The sequence below is a fragment of the endosymbiont of unidentified scaly snail isolate Monju genome (assembly GCF_000801295.1).
Taxonomy (GTDB): Bacteria; Pseudomonadota; Gammaproteobacteria; order Chromatiales; family Chromatiaceae; genus MONJU.
This window is the reverse complement of sequence record NZ_AP012978.1, coordinates 1,793,163-1,810,432: the sequence shown is the minus strand read 5'-3', so window position 1 is coordinate 1,810,432 and position 17,270 is coordinate 1,793,163. Positions and strand designations below refer to the sequence as shown.

Annotated in this window: 19 protein-coding genes; 16 read left to right on the top strand and 3 right to left on the bottom strand. The window is 66.3% G+C overall.

Translation table 11 applies throughout. The features are described 5' to 3' along the window. The first annotated feature begins 23 nt into the window (after positions 1 to 23). Both EBS_RS08700 and aspS read left to right on the top strand, forming a co-directional pair. On the top strand, positions 24 to 275 hold the full coding sequence (locus EBS_RS08700; RefSeq protein ID WP_043108287.1) for an FmdB family zinc ribbon protein: 252 nt from the start codon (positions 24 to 26) through the stop codon (positions 273 to 275). 78 nt (positions 276 to 353) lie between these two features. After that, the gene (gene aspS, locus EBS_RS08695) at positions 354 to 2,135 is read left to right on the top strand and encodes an aspartate--tRNA ligase (RefSeq protein ID WP_043108285.1); all 1,782 of its coding nucleotides are present in this window, start codon (positions 354 to 356) and stop codon (positions 2,133 to 2,135) included. A gap of 6 nt (positions 2,136 to 2,141) precedes the next feature. Here aspS and EBS_RS08690 read toward each other — a convergent pair whose 3' ends face one another. Beyond that, on the bottom strand, positions 2,142 to 4,310 hold the full coding sequence (locus EBS_RS08690) for an EAL domain-containing protein (RefSeq protein ID WP_081999895.1): 2,169 nt from the start codon (positions 4,308 to 4,310) through the stop codon (positions 2,142 to 2,144). 677 nt (positions 4,311 to 4,987) lie between these two features. Here EBS_RS08690 and nudB point away from each other — a divergent pair. Next, on the top strand, positions 4,988 to 5,506 hold the full coding sequence (nudB, locus tag EBS_RS08685; RefSeq protein ID WP_070104732.1) for a dihydroneopterin triphosphate diphosphatase: 519 nt from the start codon (positions 4,988 to 4,990) through the stop codon (positions 5,504 to 5,506). Here nudB and EBS_RS08680 read toward each other — a convergent pair. After that, positions 5,430 to 6,086: a gamma-butyrobetaine hydroxylase-like domain-containing protein gene (locus tag EBS_RS08680; protein WP_043108284.1), complete on the bottom strand. Its 657-nt coding sequence runs from the start codon at positions 6,084 to 6,086 to the stop codon at positions 5,430 to 5,432. The genes nudB and EBS_RS08680 overlap by 77 nt on opposite strands. 77 nt (positions 6,087 to 6,163) lie before the next feature. Further along, the gene (locus EBS_RS08675) at positions 6,164 to 7,525 is read right to left on the bottom strand and encodes an HDOD domain-containing protein (RefSeq protein ID WP_081999894.1); all 1,362 of its coding nucleotides are present in this window, start codon (positions 7,523 to 7,525) and stop codon (positions 6,164 to 6,166) included. A 138-nt stretch (positions 7,526 to 7,663) separates the two neighbouring features. Here EBS_RS08675 and EBS_RS08670 point away from each other — a divergent pair, with 138 nt between their 5' ends. From EBS_RS08670 to queC, 13 genes are all read left to right on the top strand, one after another. Next, the gene (locus EBS_RS08670; protein ID WP_043108281.1) at positions 7,664 to 8,410 is read left to right on the top strand and encodes a YebC/PmpR family DNA-binding transcriptional regulator; all 747 of its coding nucleotides are present in this window, start codon (positions 7,664 to 7,666) and stop codon (positions 8,408 to 8,410) included. A 3-nt stretch (positions 8,411 to 8,413) separates the two neighbouring features. After that, positions 8,414 to 8,908 carry a crossover junction endodeoxyribonuclease RuvC gene (ruvC, locus tag EBS_RS08665; RefSeq protein ID WP_148307712.1) on the top strand — a complete coding sequence of 165 codons (495 nt, stop codon included), beginning with the start codon at positions 8,414 to 8,416 and terminating at the stop codon, positions 8,906 to 8,908. After that, positions 8,905 to 9,522, top strand: coding sequence for a Holliday junction branch migration protein RuvA (gene ruvA / locus EBS_RS08660; RefSeq protein ID WP_043108280.1), 618 nt, complete (start codon positions 8,905 to 8,907; stop codon positions 9,520 to 9,522). The genes ruvC and ruvA overlap by 4 nt, the downstream gene beginning before the upstream one ends. Positions 9,523 to 9,652: 130 nt before the next feature. Next, complete coding sequence (gene ruvB, locus EBS_RS08655) at positions 9,653 to 10,693, top strand: Holliday junction branch migration DNA helicase RuvB (RefSeq protein WP_043108279.1); 1,041 nt, start codon at positions 9,653 to 9,655, stop codon at positions 10,691 to 10,693. A gap of 26 nt (positions 10,694 to 10,719) precedes the next feature. Beyond that, entirely contained in the window at positions 10,720 to 11,145 is a 426-nt protein-coding gene (gene ybgC / locus EBS_RS08650) for a tol-pal system-associated acyl-CoA thioesterase (protein ID WP_043108278.1), read from the top strand. 4 nt (positions 11,146 to 11,149) lie between these two features. Further along, the gene (gene tolQ / locus EBS_RS08645) at positions 11,150 to 11,842 is read left to right on the top strand and encodes a protein TolQ (protein WP_043108277.1); all 693 of its coding nucleotides are present in this window, start codon (positions 11,150 to 11,152) and stop codon (positions 11,840 to 11,842) included. Positions 11,843 to 11,849: 7 nt separating this feature from the next. Continuing rightward, on the top strand, positions 11,850 to 12,269 hold the full coding sequence (gene tolR / locus EBS_RS08640) for a protein TolR (protein ID WP_043108276.1): 420 nt from the start codon (positions 11,850 to 11,852) through the stop codon (positions 12,267 to 12,269). Positions 12,270 to 12,275: 6 nt separating this feature from the next. Then, positions 12,276 to 13,280, top strand: coding sequence for a cell envelope integrity protein TolA (gene tolA / locus EBS_RS08635; RefSeq protein ID WP_043108275.1), 1,005 nt, complete (start codon positions 12,276 to 12,278; stop codon positions 13,278 to 13,280). Continuing rightward, positions 13,277 to 14,581 carry a Tol-Pal system beta propeller repeat protein TolB gene (gene tolB, locus EBS_RS08630; RefSeq protein ID WP_043108274.1) on the top strand — a complete coding sequence of 435 codons (1,305 nt, stop codon included), beginning with the start codon at positions 13,277 to 13,279 and terminating at the stop codon, positions 14,579 to 14,581. The genes tolA and tolB overlap by 4 nt, the downstream gene beginning before the upstream one ends. A gap of 14 nt (positions 14,582 to 14,595) precedes the next feature. Next, positions 14,596 to 15,129 (top strand): peptidoglycan-associated lipoprotein Pal, encoded by a 534-nt coding sequence (gene pal / locus EBS_RS08625; RefSeq protein ID WP_043108272.1) that lies wholly within the window; start codon positions 14,596 to 14,598, stop codon positions 15,127 to 15,129. A gap of 1 nt (position 15,130) precedes the next feature. Beyond that, positions 15,131 to 15,910, top strand: a complete 780-nt coding sequence (gene ybgF / locus EBS_RS08620; RefSeq protein ID WP_052199438.1) for a tol-pal system protein YbgF — start codon at positions 15,131 to 15,133, stop codon at positions 15,908 to 15,910. Between the two features lie 19 nt (positions 15,911 to 15,929). Continuing rightward, on the top strand, positions 15,930 to 16,571 hold the full coding sequence (gene queE / locus EBS_RS08615; protein ID WP_043108269.1) for a 7-carboxy-7-deazaguanine synthase QueE: 642 nt from the start codon (positions 15,930 to 15,932) through the stop codon (positions 16,569 to 16,571). After that, a complete protein-coding gene (queC, locus tag EBS_RS08610; protein WP_043108266.1) occupies positions 16,568 to 17,248 on the top strand; it encodes a 7-cyano-7-deazaguanine synthase QueC in 681 nt (226 codons plus the stop codon). The genes queE and queC overlap by 4 nt, the downstream gene beginning before the upstream one ends. Positions 17,249 to 17,270: the final 22 nt, after the last annotated feature.

The window sequence follows — 17,270 nt, the reverse complement described above, 5'->3', positions numbered from 1 at the left end:
GTACCGGAGAGCGGAGTAATCACATGCCTTTCTACGAGTATCGCTGCGCGGAATGCGGCCACGAGTTCGAGGCTATGCAAAAGATGAGCGACGCCCCCCTGCGCGATTGCCCGGAATGCGGCAAGCCCGCGCTCGACAAGCTGATCTCGGCAGCAGGTTTTCAGCTCAAGGGCAGCGGCTGGTATGCCACCGATTTCAAGGGCGGCAGTTGCGGCAAGCCCGCCGACGAGGCGCCTGCCTGTGGCACGGGCGGTGCCTGTCCGGCCTGCGAATAGGCGGCGCTCACAACCCTGATCGTTCCATGCGACGCTCCGCCTGGCGGGGCGTCTTGTTTTCATCCAAGGACATTCTTCATGCGCACCCACTATTGTGGCGAAATCAATGCCGACTTCATCGATCAGACCGTGGAACTGTGTGGCTGGGTCAACCGTCGTCGTGACCATGGCGGCGTGATCTTCATCGACCTGCGTGACCGCAGCGGGGTGGTGCAGGTGGTCTACGACCCCGATGTGGAGGACGTGTTTGCCACTGCCGAGCAGGTGCGCAACGAGTTCGTGCTGCGCATCAAGGGCCGGGTACGGGCACGCCCCGAAGGCACGGTGAACCCCGACCTGCCGACTGGCGAGATCGAGATCCTGGGCAAGGAGCTGGAGATCCTCAACCGCGCCGAGACGCCCCCCTTCCAGCTCGACGACGAGGATACTTCCGAAGAATTGCGCCTGCGTTATCGCTACATCGACCTGCGCCGGCCGGTGATGCAGGAGCGTATCCAGTTGCGTGCGCGGGTCACCCGTGCCCTGCGTCGCTATCTGGACGAGCAGGGCTTCCTCGATATCGAGACACCCATGCTTACTCGCGCCACTCCCGAGGGCGCGCGCGACTACCTGGTGCCCAGCCGGGTGCATGCCGGCAAGTTCTTTGCCCTGCCGCAGTCGCCACAATTGTTCAAGCAGTTGCTGATGATGTCGGGCATGGACCGCTACTACCAGGTTGTACGCTGCTTCCGCGACGAGGACCTGCGCGCCGATCGCCAGCCCGAGTTCACCCAGCTCGATCTGGAGATGTCCTTCATCGACGAAGAGCAGATCATGTCCCTCATGGAGGAGATGATCCGGGGAGTGTTCCGCGAGACCCTGGGTGTGGAGCTGCCCGATCCCTTCCCCCGCATGAGCTATGCCGAGGCCATGCGCCGCTTTGGCTCCGACCGCCCGGACCTGCGCTGCTCGCTGGAGCTGGTGGACGTGGCCGACCTGCTCACCGACATCGAGTTCAAGGTGTTCGCCGGTCCGGCGAAGGATCCGAAGGGCCGGGTCGCGGCGCTGCGCCTGCCCGGTGGCGGTCGCCTGAGCCGCAAGGAGATCGACGACTACACCAAGTTCGTCGGCATCTACGGTGCCAAGGGCCTGGCCTACATCAAGGTCAACGAGCTGGCCAATGGCGTGAACGGCCTGCAGTCGCCCATTCTCAAGTTCATCCCCGACGAGGCGGTGATGGAGATCATGGCGCGCACCGGTGCCGAGGATGGCGATATCGTCTTCTTCGGTGCCGACAAGGCGCAGGTGGTCAACGAGGCCCTGGGCGCGCTGAGGGTCAAGCTGGCCGAGGACCTGGGCCTGATGGAAGAAGGCTGGCGGCCGTTGTGGGTGGTGGATTTCCCGATGTTCGAATGGGACGAGGGCAGTGATCGCTGGCACGCCCTGCACCACCCCTTCACCGCGCCGAAGGCCGATCAGATCGACCTGCTGGAGAGCGATCCCGGCGCCTGTCTGTCGCGCGCCTACGACATGGTGCTCAATGGCACCGAGGTGGGCGGCGGTTCCATCCGTATCCACCAGGAAGCGGTGCAGGAGAAGATCTTTTCTCTGCTCGGCATCGGCGAGGAGGAGGCGCGCGAGAAGTTCGGTTTCCTGCTCGATGCGCTTAAGTATGGTTGCCCGCCGCACGGTGGCCTGGCCTTCGGCCTGGATCGGCTGGTGATGCTGATGGCGGGTGCGCACTCGATCCGCGACGTGATGGCCTTCCCCAAGACCCAGAGCGCGAGCTGCCTGCTCACCCAGGCCCCTTCCGAGGTGTCGACCGAGCAGTTGCGCGAGCTGCACATCCGCGTGCGCACACAGGGGAAGAAGTCCGGCTGATCCGTCTCAGCCGCTGGCCAGGGACAGGCCCGGCGCCTGGGGCTCGTAGGCTGCCAGTTCCTCGATCGGCATGGGGCGGCAGATGCCGTAACCCTGGACGAAGTCCACCCCGGCCTCGCGCAGCATGTGCACCACGCGCTCGTTCTCCATGAACTCGGCGATGGTGCGCAATTGCATGGCCCGTCCGATCTCGCTGATGGAACGCACCATGGCCGCATCGATACGGTCGTGTTCCATGTCCTTGATGAAGGCGCCGTCGATCTTCAGGTAGTCCACCGGCAGGTGCTTGAGGTAGGCGAAGGACGACAGGCCGCTGCCGAAGTCGTCCAGCGCGAAGCGGGCGCCGTGATCGCGCAGTGTCTGGATGAAGTACCGGGCCTTCTTGATACTGGTGATCGCTGCGGTTTCAGTGATCTCGAAGCACAGGCTGCCCCAGGGGATACGGAAACGTTCGATCTCGCGGATCAGGAACTCCAGGAACTCGTTGTTGGCGATCGATTGGCCCGAGAGGTTGATGGCGATCTTGTCCAGGCGCTTGAAGCTGGCAGGATTGGTCTTCCAGTGTTTGCATACCGCGCGCACCACCCAGCGGTCGATCCGGGTCATCAGGTGGTAGCGCTCGGCGCCGGGGATGAAGGCGCCGGGCGGGATGATGCGGCCGTCCTCTCCGATCATGCGCACCAGCACCTCGGCGCCCCAGTCGCCGCTGTTGTGCTGGATGGGAAGGATAGGCTGTGCCCAGAGACAGAAGCGGTCCTGTTCCAGCGCCTCGCGAATCAACGCTGTCTGCGAGATCTCCTCGCGACGGCGTTGTTCCTCGTTGCCCTCGGGACGGTACACCACGACCTGGTCGCGGCCGCCCTCCTTGGCAATGTAACAGGCCGAATCGGCCGCGGTCAGCGCATCGGTCACGCTGAGGATGTGCCGGTCGATCAGGACCAGGCCGATGGAGACACCCACGCCGAAGGTGCGGCCTTCCCAGTCGAAACGGAAGCTGCGGATCAGCTCGCGCAGCTCCTCGGCGATGCGACGTCCGTCTTCCACATCACAATAGGGCAACAGCACAGCGAATTCGTCCCCGCCGAGTCGCGCCAGGGTGTCGGTCTCGCGCAGCCGCGTTCCCAGGCGGCTGGTAAGCTGGCGTAGCATTTGGTCGCCGGCATCGTGTCCGCAGTTGTCGTTGATCAGCTTGAATTGGTCGAGGTCGAGGTACAACAGCACGTGGCGAGCATTGCCGGGGCGGTCGGCGATCAATGCCTGCAGGCGGCGTTCGAACTCGCGGCGGTTGATCAGCGAGGTGATATCGTCGTGCGAGGCCTGCCAGGACAGGATCTCGCGCATGCGTTTCTCCGAGGTCACGTCTTGCAGCACCACTACGCTGCCGATGATCTCCCCGGCTGCCGAGCGCAAGGGCGCGATGCGGCCGCTGATGTAGATGCTTTCGTGGTCGTCGAAGCGGATCTCCGGCTGACCGTCGATCTCGTTCGAGTGGCCGTGTTCCAGAGTGCTTTTCAGGTACTCGCGAACCTTGCGCCGGTGGTCGAGGCCGGTGAAGCGCAGCAGGTCGGCGAGCAGGCGGTCCACGATGCCGTCTTCGTTACGCCGCAGCAGGCGACAGGCCGCACGATTGACGGAGTTGATGCGGCCACGGGCGTCGGTGGTGATCACCGCCTCGTGGATGGATTGCAGGGTGATCTGGGCGAACTCCTTTTCGCGATGCAGGGTTTCTTCGGTTTCTTTCTGGGCGGTGAGGTCGCGCAGGATGAGCAGGGTGAAGGAGGCCACATCGCACTCGATCTGTGACACGCTGATCTCGGCAGGAAAGTGTCGGCCCGAGCCATGGATGGCGGTGAGTTGCCGGTTGCTATTGTCATCGGCCAGGACCTGGTCGAGGGAGAGTCCAGGCAGGATGGTATGGATATGTGCTCCCAGTATCTGCGCGTCGTCCAGGCCCAGCAGCTCGTGGGCTGCCCGGTTCATGTCAACGATGCGTTGCCGATCGTCGAGTGTGATGATGACATCGCGGATGTTCTCGATGATCCGGTGTGCCTGCGTGGCCATGACGCGTTTCCCCTGGTCTGCGATCAGGGGGGTGACCTCCAGCAGGCACGAGGGGGCGTCCTCGATCTCCAGCGGCTGGACCGAGATCGAGAGCCGGGGGGGGGGAGCGCTCACCGTGGTCGCCGCAAAAGGGGTTGGTGATTTCGAGCTGACTCTCCCGGCCGGCCTCGAGTGCGTCCGTGATGGCCAGCCGCAGCGATGCGGGCAGTTTCGGAAAATGATGGTCCAGCCGGTCACCTCGGATCTCGCCGGAAAAGGGAGGGCAGAAGCAGGCCATCTGCGTGTTCCACAGGCGGATCCGGCTGTGTGCGTCGAGGATGACCAGTCCCGGAGCAGTCCTCGAGTGCTCGGTATTCATCGTAACATCTGTCATCGGCTCCGCTCCCTGGAGCCGGCTCGAGAGGCGAGGAATGCCCCGGGTGACAGGTGCCGCGGACAAGGCTTGTCGCAGGCAACAATGCGCAGGACCATGCCGGCAGCCCTTCCGGCATGACAGGGGATCGGACGATTCCAGTGTTGCATGATCGGCATCGAGGCCCTGTGTACGTTCAAACTTCTGTGGTTTGGCGACCGGATCGCCGGAATCTTTAACCTCGGTGTCGCATCTGGTCGTCGGGATGGGGGGATAACCAGCTGATTCCATTGCGGTACCATCACGGGGGTAACGAAGTGCAACCGCACGGAAATCCGTTCCCAGTTCAAGGGTTCGCCCGGATATCCGCCTGCGAACGCCCGGCTCGGCACGATTATCGTGCTTCCGGGGGCAACATTGGGATCCAGGGAACTTTTGAATGACCTTCCGCAGACCCGAGTCCGTGCTGGTGCTGGTGTGCAATGACCGCGGCGAAACATTGCTGCTGGAGCGGCGCTCGCCGGCCGGTTTCTGGCAATCGGTGACTGGCGGCCTGCGGCGTGGCGAGAGCCTGCGCATGGCGGCGCGCCGCGAACTGTTCGAGGAGACCGGTTTCGACCATGCGGTACCGCTGTTCGACCTGCGCGAGCAGCGGCGTTTCCCCATCGTGCCGCCTTGGCGTGCGCGTTACGCGCCCGAGGTGCACAGCAACCTTGAACACGGCTTCCTGGCCTGTGTACGCGGTCGCCGCATCCCCCGGCTACGGCCCGCCGAGCATGTGCGCTGGCGCTGGCTGCCGGCGCGCGAGGCGGCCCAACGGGTCTTTTCCTGGACCAACCGCGAGGCCATCGAGCGTCATGCCGAGGCCTGTCGCGCGGGCGTCACTTCTTCGGTGGGGCAGGCGGGTTGGGCGAGTTGGGCACAATGGCCACCTCGTCGCCGGGATCGAGGCGGGTGAAGGGTTCGGCGAACTGCTTGTTGACGGTCACCCGCACGTGCTCCGGTGCCAGCAGGTAGCCGCGCTCGCCCTTGGCCTTCTGCAGCCAGGTGAGCAGCGAGTCCACATCGGTCACGCTCGGAGGCGGGGTCAGCTCCTCGGCCTCGCGGCGCATCATGCGCGCCAGGTAGTTGAAATAGAGCACGGTGATGCGGCGCTGCGCCTCGGGCTGATCGCCCAGGCGGTCGCCCTGGCGGCTGTAGCCGGCAGCGGCCAGGCGCTCGAGATAGTCCTGCCAGTAGCGTTCCTGGTGGATGCCCAGGTCGTAGAGCGTCTCCCAGGAATAGATGCTGGTGTCGTGGCCGTCGTCGAAGACGATGCGCACGGCATAGGTGCCCTGGGGCTCGATGCGCTCGATGTTGACCTGCTCCTTGCCCATTACCGGGGCATCGCGCGTGACCTCTTCGGCGGCACGCGAGTACACCCGCAGGTATTCGCAGGGGTAGGAGAAGGACTGCCCGTCCGAGAAGGTGATGTTGAGCAGACGGGACTTGCGGTGCAGGTTGATCTCGGTCGGGACCGGGTGTTCGTTCTCGCTCATGGGTTCTCGTCTGACGGGATGGGACAGGGAGTGAATGCTGGCATGCCGGGCGGGTCGGTTCAACCGACGGCGTGGGATCAGGCGGCCTGGCGGCGCAGTGCGCGGATGTGCTCGGCGAGCCGCTGGCCGGCCTCGCGGAAGGCGCGAAAGGCCACGTCATCGAGCTTGCCACCATCGGCGAACAGCACGCCCAGGGGGCGTTGCTCCACGAACAGCGACATGGCGAAGAAGCCACCGGCCGATTGTGCATCCAGGGGCAGGGGGCGCAGCAGGGGCAGGTATTTTTCGCGGTTTTCCGCGCGGACCCATACCGCACGTGGTTGGGTCAGCAGCAGGCTGAACAGGTGCCTGGCACGCAGCGGGAGCGCCAGCTTGCGCATCGGGCTGTCCGGCGGCCCGCCGATCACCAGACGGGCGCGCAGGCTCTTGCGTTCGCGGTCGGGCATGGCCAGCAGGATGCGGTCCACGCCACAGGCCTGGCGGATCTCGCGCAGCTGGCTGCCGAGCAGTTGTTGCAGCCTGCCGGTTGCCTGGCGGGACGGTGTGCGCCGGTAGTCGCGTCCGCGCAGGGCCGGCACTTCGACCTCGTGCTCGCCGCCGGGCAGAAGGATCAGTTCGCGTGCCGCCAGCGGGTAGCCGAAGGGATGCAGCACGCGCGCGGCCTCTACTGCCTGCCGGTGCCACCAGGCCGCAGCGTCATGGTGATGGTGTGGCAGCAGGCCGGCCAGTACCTCGATGTGCAGGCGGTGTTCTTCTTCCGGCCAGCCCGCGGCGCCGACCAGCGCGAGGCGTGAAGCCAGCGAGACCGATTGTGGCAGGCGGTTGGCGGGGTCCCAGTCGCTGATCACCTCGCGTGCCAGGCGCGGCAGCGTCCACTCCGCCGCCAGTCGCCGGTTGACCTTCTTCAGCGGCTGTCCCAGTTCGGCGGTGAAGGCGACCGAGAAGCTCACGCCATCGCGCATGGCGTTGGTGGCGCGCGCCGCGGCCTCGAAGTCCGTGGCCCACAGCGCCAGCACGGCCGGGTGCTGCAACAGCGCAGCCACGCGCATCTCCACCGGGTGACTGAAGCCCATCACCCGACCGATCTGCTCGGCGTACCAGCCGGCATGTGCGACCTGGCTGGCGGCGAAGGCAGGCGAGAGGATGTGTTGCAGGGGGGGGCGGTCGAGCACCGGCAGTTGCTCGAAGGCGCGGCGAAAGGCCTCGCGCCCGATCAGCGAGAGCGCGTGCGCCGGGCCGGTCAACTCGTCCACCGTACCTCGTCGCAGGCGTTCGGCGGCCCGGTACAGCGCCAGAGTAGCCGCCGGATCGCACAGCAACACCGCTTCGAGGTCCTGGTAGGTGCTGCGCGGGCTGGCCAGCAGGGCACGCACCCGGCGTGCCGTCTCCGGCATGATGGGGGGGCGGGCGCGGCTCAGGGTGGAAAGGCGACGGGACATGAAACGGCGTGTTCGGACAGCGGTGGTTCCTGCTCCCGGTTGTCGGCCGCTGTGGCGGGGACTTGAGCCTGCGGCCGACGGTGGGCGGGTCTGGTAAAATCGCCGCGATTCCGAATTCCACGCACAACGAGGTATCCCATGGCAGGTCACAGCAAGTGGGCCAACATCAAGCACAAGAAGGCCGCCAACGACAAGAAGCGCGGCAAGCTCTGGTCGAAGCTGATCCGTGAGGTCACGGTGGCGGCCAAGGAAGGTGGGGGTGACCTGGAGTCCAACCCACGCTTGCGCCTGGCGGTGGACAAGGCCAAGAGCGCCAACATGCCCAGCGACACGATCGAACGCGCCATCAAGCGCGGCGCCGGCGGTGAGGAGCAGGGCAACTATGACGAGATCCGCTACGAGGGCTATGCCCCGGGCGGCATTGCGGTGATCGTGGACTGCCTCACCGACAACCGCAACCGTACCGCCTCGGAAGTCCGCCATGCCTTCACCAAGCACGGCGGCAACCTGGGCACCGACGGCTCGGTGGCCTACATGTTCAAGAAGCGCGGGGTCATCAGCTTTGCTCCCGGCGCCGACGAGGACGCCATCATGGAGGCCGCGCTGGAGGCCGGGGCCGAGGACGTGGTGACCAACGACGATGGCTCCATCGATGTCTATACCGAGCCGAGCGATTTCGAGGCGGTGCGCGATGGCCTGACCGGCGCCGGCCTGGAGCCGGCCAATGCCGAGATCACCTTCGAGGCCGACACCCTGGTGGCGGTGGAAGGCGAGGCCGCCGAGAAGCTGCTGAAGATGATCGATTTTCTCGAGGACCTGGACGACGTGCAGGAGGTCTACACCAACGCCGACATCGCCGAGGAGGCGATCGAGGCGCCGGGCTGAGCCTTGGTGCGCATCCTCGGCATCGACCCCGGCTCTCGGGTGACCGGATTCGGCATCATCGACAGCGACGGTTCGCGCAGCCGCCACGTGGCCAGTGGCTGCGTGCGTACCGCGGGTGACAACCTGCCGGCCCGTCTCGGCGAGATCTACCGCGAACTGCATGCCGTGATCGCGGCGCATGGGCCCCAACAGGTGGCCGTGGAACAGGTGTTCATGGCCAGGAATGCCTCGGCCGCGCTCAAGCTGGGGCAGGCGCGCGGTGCGGCCATTGTGGCGGCGGTCGATCACCACCTGCCGGTGTACGAATACAGTGCGCGCGAGGTCAAGCAGGCACTGGTGGGCAAGGGCGGTGCCGAGAAGGAACAGGTACAGTACATGGTGCAACTGCTGCTCGGTCTGCAGGGCGGGATGCCGCTGGACGAGTCCGACGCCTTGGCGATTGCGCTGTGCCATGCGCACAACCAGATCTCGCGGGCACGCCTGGAGGGGAAGGCATGATCGGCCGGCTGCACGGGCGCATCGTCGAGCGTCGCCCCCCCTTCCTGCTGCTGGATGTCAATGGTGTGGGCTACGAGATCGAGACGCCCATGTCCACTTTCTACGTGCTGCCCGAGGATGACGCCCCGGTGACCCTGCACACGCACCTCGCGATCCGCGACGATGCCCATGTGCTCTACGGTTTTGCCAGTGCCGCCGACCGCAGCCTGTTCCGCGCCCTGCTCAAGGTCAGCGGGGTAGGCGGCAAGATGGCGCTGGCCATCCTCTCGGGCATGACCGCCGCGGAGTTCTCGCTCACCGTGCAGGCCGCCGATGTGGCCGCGCTCACGCGCCTGCCGGGTATCGGCAAGAAGACCGCCGAGCGCCTGATCGTGGAGATGCGCGACCGCCTCGACAAGCTCGAGGGTACGGGCCTGCCGGTAGCCGGCGAGGCCGCGCAGGCCGTCGCGCCGCCCGCCGAATCCGCCGGCGAGGAGGCCGTCGCCGCCCTGCTGGCGCTCGGCTACAAGCCGGCCGAAGCGCAGCGCCTGGTGCGTGCGGTGGCGGCAGAGGGCATGGGCACCGAGGAAATCATCCGGGCTGCCTTGCAGGGAGCGGCCGGCAAGGGAAAATGAGCCTTGGGCCGGAGCCGCGTCCCCGCCGCGAACCCTTGGTCCGGTATGTCATCCCACAGGTGACGCAGATACCTGAAAGCGCTCGCGGATTCGGCCATAATGCGGGACGTTTCCACCTCGCGGGGATCTCATGAGTGAAGCCGATCGACTGGTGACCGCGCAGGCGGCCTCGGAAGACGCCGTCATCGACCGCGCCATCCGCCCGCGCACCCTGGCCGAGTACGTCGGCCAGCCGGCGGTGCGTGAGCAGATGGAGATCTTCATTCCCGCCGCGCGCGATCGTGGCGAGGCGCTCGATCACGTGCTGATCTTTGGCCCGCCCGGTCTGGGCAAGACCACGCTGTCGCACATCATCGCCAACGAGATGGGGGTCAACCTGCGCCAGACTTCCGGCCCGGTACTGGAGAAGCCGGGTGACCTGGCGGCCCTGCTCACCAACCTCGAGCCGCGTGATGTGCTGTTCATCGACGAGATCCATCGCCTGAGCCCGGTAGTCGAGGAAGTGCTCTATCCGGCGATGGAGGACTACCAGCTCGACATCATGATCGGCGAGGGGCCGGCGGCGCGCTCGATCAAGGTGGATCTGCCGCCCTTTACCCTGGTGGGTGCGACCACCCGCGCTGGCCTGCTGACCTCGCCGCTGCGTGACCGCTTCGGTATCGTGCAGCGTCTCGAGTTCTACTCGGTGGAGGAACTGGCGCGCATCGTGCGCCGGTCCGCCGGTATCCTGGGCATGCAGATGGACCAGGCCGGGGCCTTCGAGATCGCCCGCCGCTCGCGCGGCACCCCGCGCATCGCCAACCGCCTGCTGCGACGGGTGCGTGACTATGCGCAGGTGAAGACCGACGGCGTGGTCACCGCCGAGGTGGCGGATGCCGCGCTGGAGATGCTCAAGGTCGATCGCAACGGTTTCGACCACATGGACCGCCGCCTGCTGCGCGCGGTGCTCGAGAAGTTCGACGGTGGCCCGGTGGGGTTGGACAACCTGGCGGCGGCCATCGGCGAGGAGCGCGGCACCCTCGAGGACGTGGTCGAGCCCTACCTGATCCAGCAGGGCTTTCTGATTCGTACCCCGCGCGGGCGCCTGGCCACCCGTGCGGCCTGGACCCATTTCGGGCTGACGCCGCCACGCCGTGACGAGCCGGTAGCGTCCGATCTGTTCGACGAGTGAACTTGTTCGTGGGAGAGGCATCTGAGATGGGGTATGAAGGCAGCCGGTTCGTCTGGCCGGTGCGCGTCTATTACGAGGACACCGATGCCGGTGGCGTGGTGTACTACGCCAACTACCTGCGCTTTCTCGAGCGGGCACGCACCGAGTGGCTGCGCCACCTCGGCTTCGAGCAGGACGCCCTGATGCGCGATCCGGGCGTGCTGTTCGCGGTGCGCCGGGTCGAGCTGGACTACCTGTTGCCGGCCCGCTTCAACGACCGGCTCGAGGTGCACAGCCGTATCGCGCGGCTGGCCGGGGCCAGCCTGGACTTTGCGCAGACGGTGGTGCGCCTGGACGACGGCGCCGAGCTGTGTCGGGGGCGGGTGCGGGTGGCCTGCCTGCGCGTGGACGATCTGCGCCCGGCGCGCCTGCCCGCAGCGATCAAGAGACGACTGACAACACGAGAAGACTGATTCCATGCCGACCGCCAGTGCCGATCTTTCCTTTCTCACCCTGATCCTCAACGCCAGCCCGCTGGTGCAGCTGGTGATGGCCTCGCTGATCCTGGCCTCGCTGCTGTCCTGGACGGTGATCTTCGATCGCTCGCGGGTGCTGAAGAAGGCGCGGCGCGAGGCCGAGGAGTTCGAGGAGCGTTTCTGGTCGGGCGGTGACCTGGGCGAACGGTACCGCCGCCTGGGACGTGAAGACCTGAGCGGCGAGGCGGCCATCTTTCATGCCGGCTTCCGCGAGTTCGCGCGTCTGCGCGAGAACCCGGCGGTGGAGCCCATGGCCCTGGTCGAGGGCGCACGGCGGGCCATGAAGGTGGCCATGAGCCGCGAGCTCGACCAGCTGGAGCGTCACCTGTCCTTTCTGGCCACGGTCGGTTCGACCAGCCCCTATGTCGGCCTGTTCGGCACCGTTTGGGGCATCATGAATGCCTTTCACGCGCTCGGCAATGTCAAACAGGCCACGCTCAACCTGGTGGCTCCGGGCATCGCCGAGGCGCTGATCGCCACCGCCATGGGCCTGTTCGCAGCCATCCCGGCAGTGGTCGCCTACAACAAGTACGCCAACATGGTGCAGTGCCTGGAGAACCGTTACGACGACTTCGTCGAGGAGTTCTCCAATATCCTGCAACGCCAGGCCCATGTCCGCGTGAAGCGCCGCTGAGGAAGTCATGTCCCGTCGCCAGAAGACACGCCGCCCCATGGCCGAGATCAACGTCGTCCCCTATATCGACGTGATGCTGGTGCTGCTGGTGATCTTCATGATCACTGCACCCCTGCTCACCGAAGGGGTCAAGGTAGAACTGCCGCAGGCCGATGCCAATCCCATCCAGGAGGACGCCCAGCGTCCCATCGTGTTCACCGTGGACCACGAGGGGCGCTATTACGTCACCTATGACGACGACAAGAGCGTGCCGCTGGACGAGGAGACGCTGCTGCTCAAGGCGGCGGCGCTGATCCGTCACAACCCGCGCGCGCCCGTGCTGGTGAAGGGCGACCGCAGCGTGACCTACGATCGGGTGGTGCGCCTGATGGTGCTGTTGCAGCAGGCCGGGGCCGCCTCGGTCGGCCTGCTGACCGATCCGACCTGAACCGAGATGCTGGATATCGTTCGCCGTAACCCGCTGGCCTTTCTCGTCGCGGCCCTGCTGCACCTGTTGCTGGTTGCCCTGCTGGTGGTCGGCGTGGACTGGCGCGAGAAGCCCAAACCCCTGGCCTCGGATGCCAAGGTGGTGCAGGCGCGGGTGATCAACGAGCGCCGCGTGCAGGAGGAAATGAAAAGGCTCGAGGCGCAGGCCGAGCGCAAGCGGCGCGCGGCCGAGGCGGCGCGCCGCAAGGAGCAACAGCGCCTGGCCGAGCTGAAGAAACGTCGCGAGGCCGAGAAGCGTCGCCTCGCGCGCCTGGAGAAGGAACGCAAGGCGCGGGAGAAGGCTGCCGCCGAGGCCAGGCGCCGTGCCGAGGCCGAAAAACACCGGCTGGCTGAACTCAAGCGCAAGGAAGAGGTCCTGCGCAAGCGCCAGGAGGCAGAGAAGCGCCGCCTGGCCGAACTGAAGAAGAAGCGTCGCGCCGAGGCCGAGAAGAAGCGCAAGGCCGAGGAGGCCCGCCGCAAGGCAGAGGCAGAGAAGAAGCGACGTGCCGAGGAAGCCCGCCGCAAGGCGGAGGCCGAGAAGAAACGCAAGGCCGAAGAAGCCCGCCGCAAGGCGGAGGCGGAGAAGAAGCGCAAGGCTGAAGAGGCCCGACGCAGGGCCGAGGCCGAGGCGCGCGAGCGGGAACTCCAGGCCCAGTTCGAGACCGAACAGAGCGCGAGCGAGGCGGCGCGCATCGTGCGCCTCATCCAGGACAAGGTGGCGCGCAACTGGAATCCGCCACCGGGCACGCTGGACAAGGGACTGAAGTGCAAGGTCCATGTGCGCCTGGGGCCATCCGGTTCGGTATTGGCGGTCAGCGTGGTGGAGTCCAGTGGCAACCCGGCGTTCGACCGTTCGGTGGAGGCGGCGGCGTGGAAGAGCCGGAGCCTGCCCATGCCCGACGACCCGGCGCTGCGCTCGCGCAACGAGTTTCGTAATCACACCTTTATATTCGATCCGTCCAGGAACCCATGATGAGACACCTGAAGCTGATGATCCTGAGCCTGGTGACCGTGCTCGGCAGCCTGTCGGCACACGCCCTCGAGATCGAGATCACCGAGGGCGTGGAAGGGGCCTTGCCGATCGCCATCGTGCCCTTTGCCTACCGGGGTGCCGGCAACCCGCCGGCGCAGGACGTGGCGGCCGTCGTCACGGCCGATCTGGCGCGCAGTGGGCGTTTCAAGCCGCTGCCACTGGCCGACATGCTGGCGCGGCCGAGCACGCCCGATGCGGTGGATTTTCGCGACTGGCGGGCAGTGAACGTCGAGAACCTGGTGATCGGCGAGATCGAGCCCAACGGGCCGCGTGGTTACCTGGTGAAATTCCGCCTGTTCGACGTGTTCCGCGGTGGCCAGATCACCGGGTTCAGCTTCCCCACCACCCAGAACGACCTGCGTTCCACCGCGCATCGCATCGCCGACTTGATCTACGAGGAGCTGATCGGCGAGCGCGGGGCCTTCGACACGCGCATTGCCTATATCACCTCGGTGCGCGACCGCCAGGGGCGCGAGCGGGTGCACCTGAAGGTGGCGGATGCCGACGGCTACAATCCGCAGACCATCGTCGCTTCCGACGAGCCGCTGATGTCACCGGCCTGGTCGCCGGACGGGCGACGCATCGCCTATGTCTCCTTCGAGAAGCACCGGCCCTCGATCTGGGTGCAGGACGTGTTCACTGGCAAGCGCGAGCGGATCACCTCGTACAAGGGGATCAACGGGGCGCCGGCCTGGTCGCCGGATGGTCGCCGCCTGGCGCTCACCCTGTCCAAGGACGGCAATCCGGACATCTACATCTTCGACCTGCGCCGGCGCAGCCTGCGCAAGCTCACGCGTCACTGGGCCATCGACACGGAACCGGCCTGGTCGCCGGACGGCAAGAGTATCGTTTTCACTTCCGATCGTGGCGGCACGCCGCAGATCTACCGGGTGCCGGTCTCCGGGGGCGAGCCCGAGCGCATCACGTTCGGGGGCAATTACAACGCGCGCGCCTCCTGGGCACCGGACGGGCGATATTTGACGCTGGTCACACGGGTGAACGGAAACTTTCGCATCGGCCTGCTGGATATGGAGAATGGCAACCTGCAAGTGCTCAGCCGGGGCGATCTGGATGAGTCACCGAGTTTCGCGCCCAATGGCAGCATGATAATTTACGCCGGCAGGGACGACGGTCGGGGCGTACTGTGGGCCGTATCCACCGACGGACGGGTTAGACAACGCCTGGCAACGCAGGTGGGGGATGTGCGAGAGCCCGCCTGGTCACCTTATCACCAACAATGAAGAGGATCCGATCGATGAACAAGAAACGTCTGAGCTGGCTGGCCATGATCGCGGCTGCCCTGCTGTTTGCTGGTTGTTCCAGTACCGGGACACGGGAGGAAGGCGCCGCGGCGTCCGACAAGGCAGACGCCCAGGTCGTCGAGGGGGGCGGCGCGCAGACTGCCGGTGCGACCCAGGGGGGAGCCTGGCAGGGCAACCCACTGGACGACCCCAACAGCCTGTTGTCCAGGCGCAAGGTCTATTTCGATTTCGACAAGAGTGACATCAAGCCCGAGTACGTCGATGTGCTGCGCGCACATGCCGAGTACCTGGCGTCGCATCCGCAGGCCAAGGTGACCATCGAGGGTCACTGTGACGAGCGTGGCTCGCGCGAGTACAACATTGGGTTGGGCGAGCGCCGTGCCAATGCGGTGAAGCGCTTTCTCGAGGCCGAGGGGGTCGACCCGGCGCAGCTGAACACCATCAGTTACGGCGAGGAGCGCCCCGAGGTGCTGGGCCACAATGAGGCAGCCTGGTCGAAGAACCGCCGCGCAGTGCTCGTCTACTGAAATGATGCGTCAGCGCGCTGTCGTGATGTTGGGCCTGCTGGCGGTGTTGTCGTCGGCAGGTCTTTCCGCCCCCCAGACCGGGGGGGTGGCCCTGGAGCAGCGCCTCGAGCGGCTGGAGCGCCGTGCCGCGCGCATCACCGAGCTGACGCTGGCGGTGGATGCCCTGCGCCAGGAAAACAGCCGGCTGCGGGGCGAGATGGAGCGCCTGCAGCACGAGTTGCAGCAGTTGCGGCGTCAACAGCGCGATCTGTACCTGGATATCGATCAGCGGCTGTCCAGTTTGCAGGCACGGCCGCCAGCGCCGGCGGTGACAGGTGATGCCCCGGGAGGGGGGGCTCCCGCTGGAAACACCGGCGCAGGCGAGCCTCCTGCGCCGGCCGCGGTCGATCCGCAGCGGGTCCAGGCCGAGTACCAGGCGGCCTATGCCCTGCTCAGCCCACGCGAGCGGCGCTATGCCGAGGCAGCAGCGGCCTTCACCGAGTTTCTGAAAAAGTACCCGCAGGTGCCGCTGGCGGCAAATGCCCGTTACTGGCTGGGCGAGGCCTACTATGTCTCGCAGAAGAACGCCGAGGCGAAGGCGGCCTTCCATGCCCTGATCGACAAGCACCCCGACAGCGCCAAGGTACCGGGGGCGCTGTACAAGATCGGGCGTATCCTGGCGGCCGAGGGCGATACCGAGGGCGCGCGCAAGACCTTCGAACAGGTGGTGGCGCGTTATCCCGACTCGCCGGCGGCCAATCTGGCGCGCGAGCAGCTCAAGAAGCTCGCAACCCGCAAGTGAGGCGGCCCTTTTCGCCTGCATGAGTTCGCTGCGCATCACCGAGATCTTCCATTCCCTGCAGGGTGAGGCACGCGATGTCGGCCGGCCCACGGTGTTCGTGCGCCTGAGTGGCTGCCCCCTGCGCTGTACCTGGTGCGACACCACCTACTCCTTCAAGGGAGGAGAGGCGCTGTCGCTCGATGCCATTCTGCAACGGGTGGCTGCCTTCGATACGCGTCATGTCTGTGTCACGGGGGGAGAGCCGCTGGCGCAGAAGGGCTGCCTGGCGCTGCTCGAGCGCCTGTGCGATGCCGGTCATACAGTCTCGCTGGAGACCAGCGGTGCCCTGGACATCGGCGGGGTCGATGCGCGCGTGACGCGGGTGATGGATCTCAAGACACCCTCGTCCGGGGAGCAGACGCGCAATCGCTGGGAGAACATTGCGCTGCTGCGGCCGCAGGACCAGGTCAAGTTCGTGATTGCCGACGAACACGGCTACCGCTGGAGTTGCGAGCAGCTCGAGGCGCATGCCCTGGTCGATCGCTGCGAGGTGCTGTTCTCACCGGTGGCCGGTCGGCTGGCCCCGCGCGAGCTGGCCGAGTGGATCCTGCGCGATCGCCTGCCGGTTCGTTTCCAGATCCAGTTGCACAAGTACCTGTGGGGAGAGGAGGCCGGACGATGAGTGACCAGCCAAAGGCCGTGGTGCTGCTCTCGGGGGGGCTGGACTCGGCCACCACGCTGGCGATCGCGCGCGAGCAGGGCTTCGCCTGTCATGCGCTCAGTTTCGACTATGGGCAGCGGCACGCCGCCGAACTGAATGCCGCACGCCGGGTGGCCGCGGCCCTGGGCGTGCTGGAGCACAAGGTGTTGCCGTTGTCGCTGGATGCCATCGGGGGCTCGGCGCTTACCGATCAGGCCATCGCGGTGCCCGAGGAGGGCGGGGAGGGCATTCCCGTGACCTATGTGCCGGCGCGCAATACCGTGTTCCTGTCCCTCGCCCTGGGCTGGGCCGAGGTGCTGGGCGCGCGCGACCTGTTCGTGGGGGTGAACGCCGTGGACTATTCCGGCTATCCCGACTGTCGCCCCGAGTTCATCGCGGCCTTCGAACAACTGGCCAACCTGGCTACCCGTGCCGGCGTGGAGGGCGAGCGCTTTCGCATCCATGCACCACTCATCGAGATGAGCAAGGCCGAGATCGTGCGGACCGGCAGCCGCCTGGGCCTGGATTATGGCCTGACGGTTTCCTGTTACCAGGCCGATGCCGAGGGCAGGGCCTGCGGACGCTGTGATTCCTGTCGCTTCCGCGCCCAAGGCTTCGCCGAGGCCGGCCTGCCCGATCCCACGCACTACCAGGACTGAGCACCGCCGCACCGCACGGGGT

Coding starts and splice junctions, on each gene's coding strand:
- EBS_RS08700 (WP_043108287.1), top strand. CDS start 24: ATGCCTTTCTACGAGTATCGCTGCGCGGAATGCGGCCACGAGTTCGAG.
- aspS (WP_043108285.1), top strand. CDS start 354: ATGCGCACCCACTATTGTGGCGAAATCAATGCCGACTTCATCGATCAG.
- nudB (WP_070104732.1), top strand. CDS start 4,988: ATGACCTTCCGCAGACCCGAGTCCGTGCTGGTGCTGGTGTGCAATGAC.
- EBS_RS08680 (WP_043108284.1), bottom strand. CDS start 6,086: ATGAGCGAGAACGAACACCCGGTCCCGACCGAGATCAACCTGCACCGC.
- EBS_RS08675 (WP_081999894.1), bottom strand. CDS start 7,525: ATGTCCCGTCGCCTTTCCACCCTGAGCCGCGCCCGCCCCCCCATCATG.
- EBS_RS08670 (WP_043108281.1), top strand. CDS start 7,664: ATGGCAGGTCACAGCAAGTGGGCCAACATCAAGCACAAGAAGGCCGCC.
- ruvA (WP_043108280.1), top strand. CDS start 8,905: ATGATCGGCCGGCTGCACGGGCGCATCGTCGAGCGTCGCCCCCCCTTC.
- ruvB (WP_043108279.1), top strand. CDS start 9,653: ATGAGTGAAGCCGATCGACTGGTGACCGCGCAGGCGGCCTCGGAAGAC.
- ybgC (WP_043108278.1), top strand. CDS start 10,720: ATGGGGTATGAAGGCAGCCGGTTCGTCTGGCCGGTGCGCGTCTATTAC.
- tolQ (WP_043108277.1), top strand. CDS start 11,150: ATGCCGACCGCCAGTGCCGATCTTTCCTTTCTCACCCTGATCCTCAAC.
- tolR (WP_043108276.1), top strand. CDS start 11,850: ATGTCCCGTCGCCAGAAGACACGCCGCCCCATGGCCGAGATCAACGTC.
- tolA (WP_043108275.1), top strand. CDS start 12,276: ATGCTGGATATCGTTCGCCGTAACCCGCTGGCCTTTCTCGTCGCGGCC.
- tolB (WP_043108274.1), top strand. CDS start 13,277: ATGATGAGACACCTGAAGCTGATGATCCTGAGCCTGGTGACCGTGCTC.
- pal (WP_043108272.1), top strand. CDS start 14,596: ATGAACAAGAAACGTCTGAGCTGGCTGGCCATGATCGCGGCTGCCCTG.
- ybgF (WP_052199438.1), top strand. CDS start 15,131: ATGATGCGTCAGCGCGCTGTCGTGATGTTGGGCCTGCTGGCGGTGTTG.
- queE (WP_043108269.1), top strand. CDS start 15,930: ATGAGTTCGCTGCGCATCACCGAGATCTTCCATTCCCTGCAGGGTGAG.
- queC (WP_043108266.1), top strand. CDS start 16,568: ATGAGTGACCAGCCAAAGGCCGTGGTGCTGCTCTCGGGGGGGCTGGAC.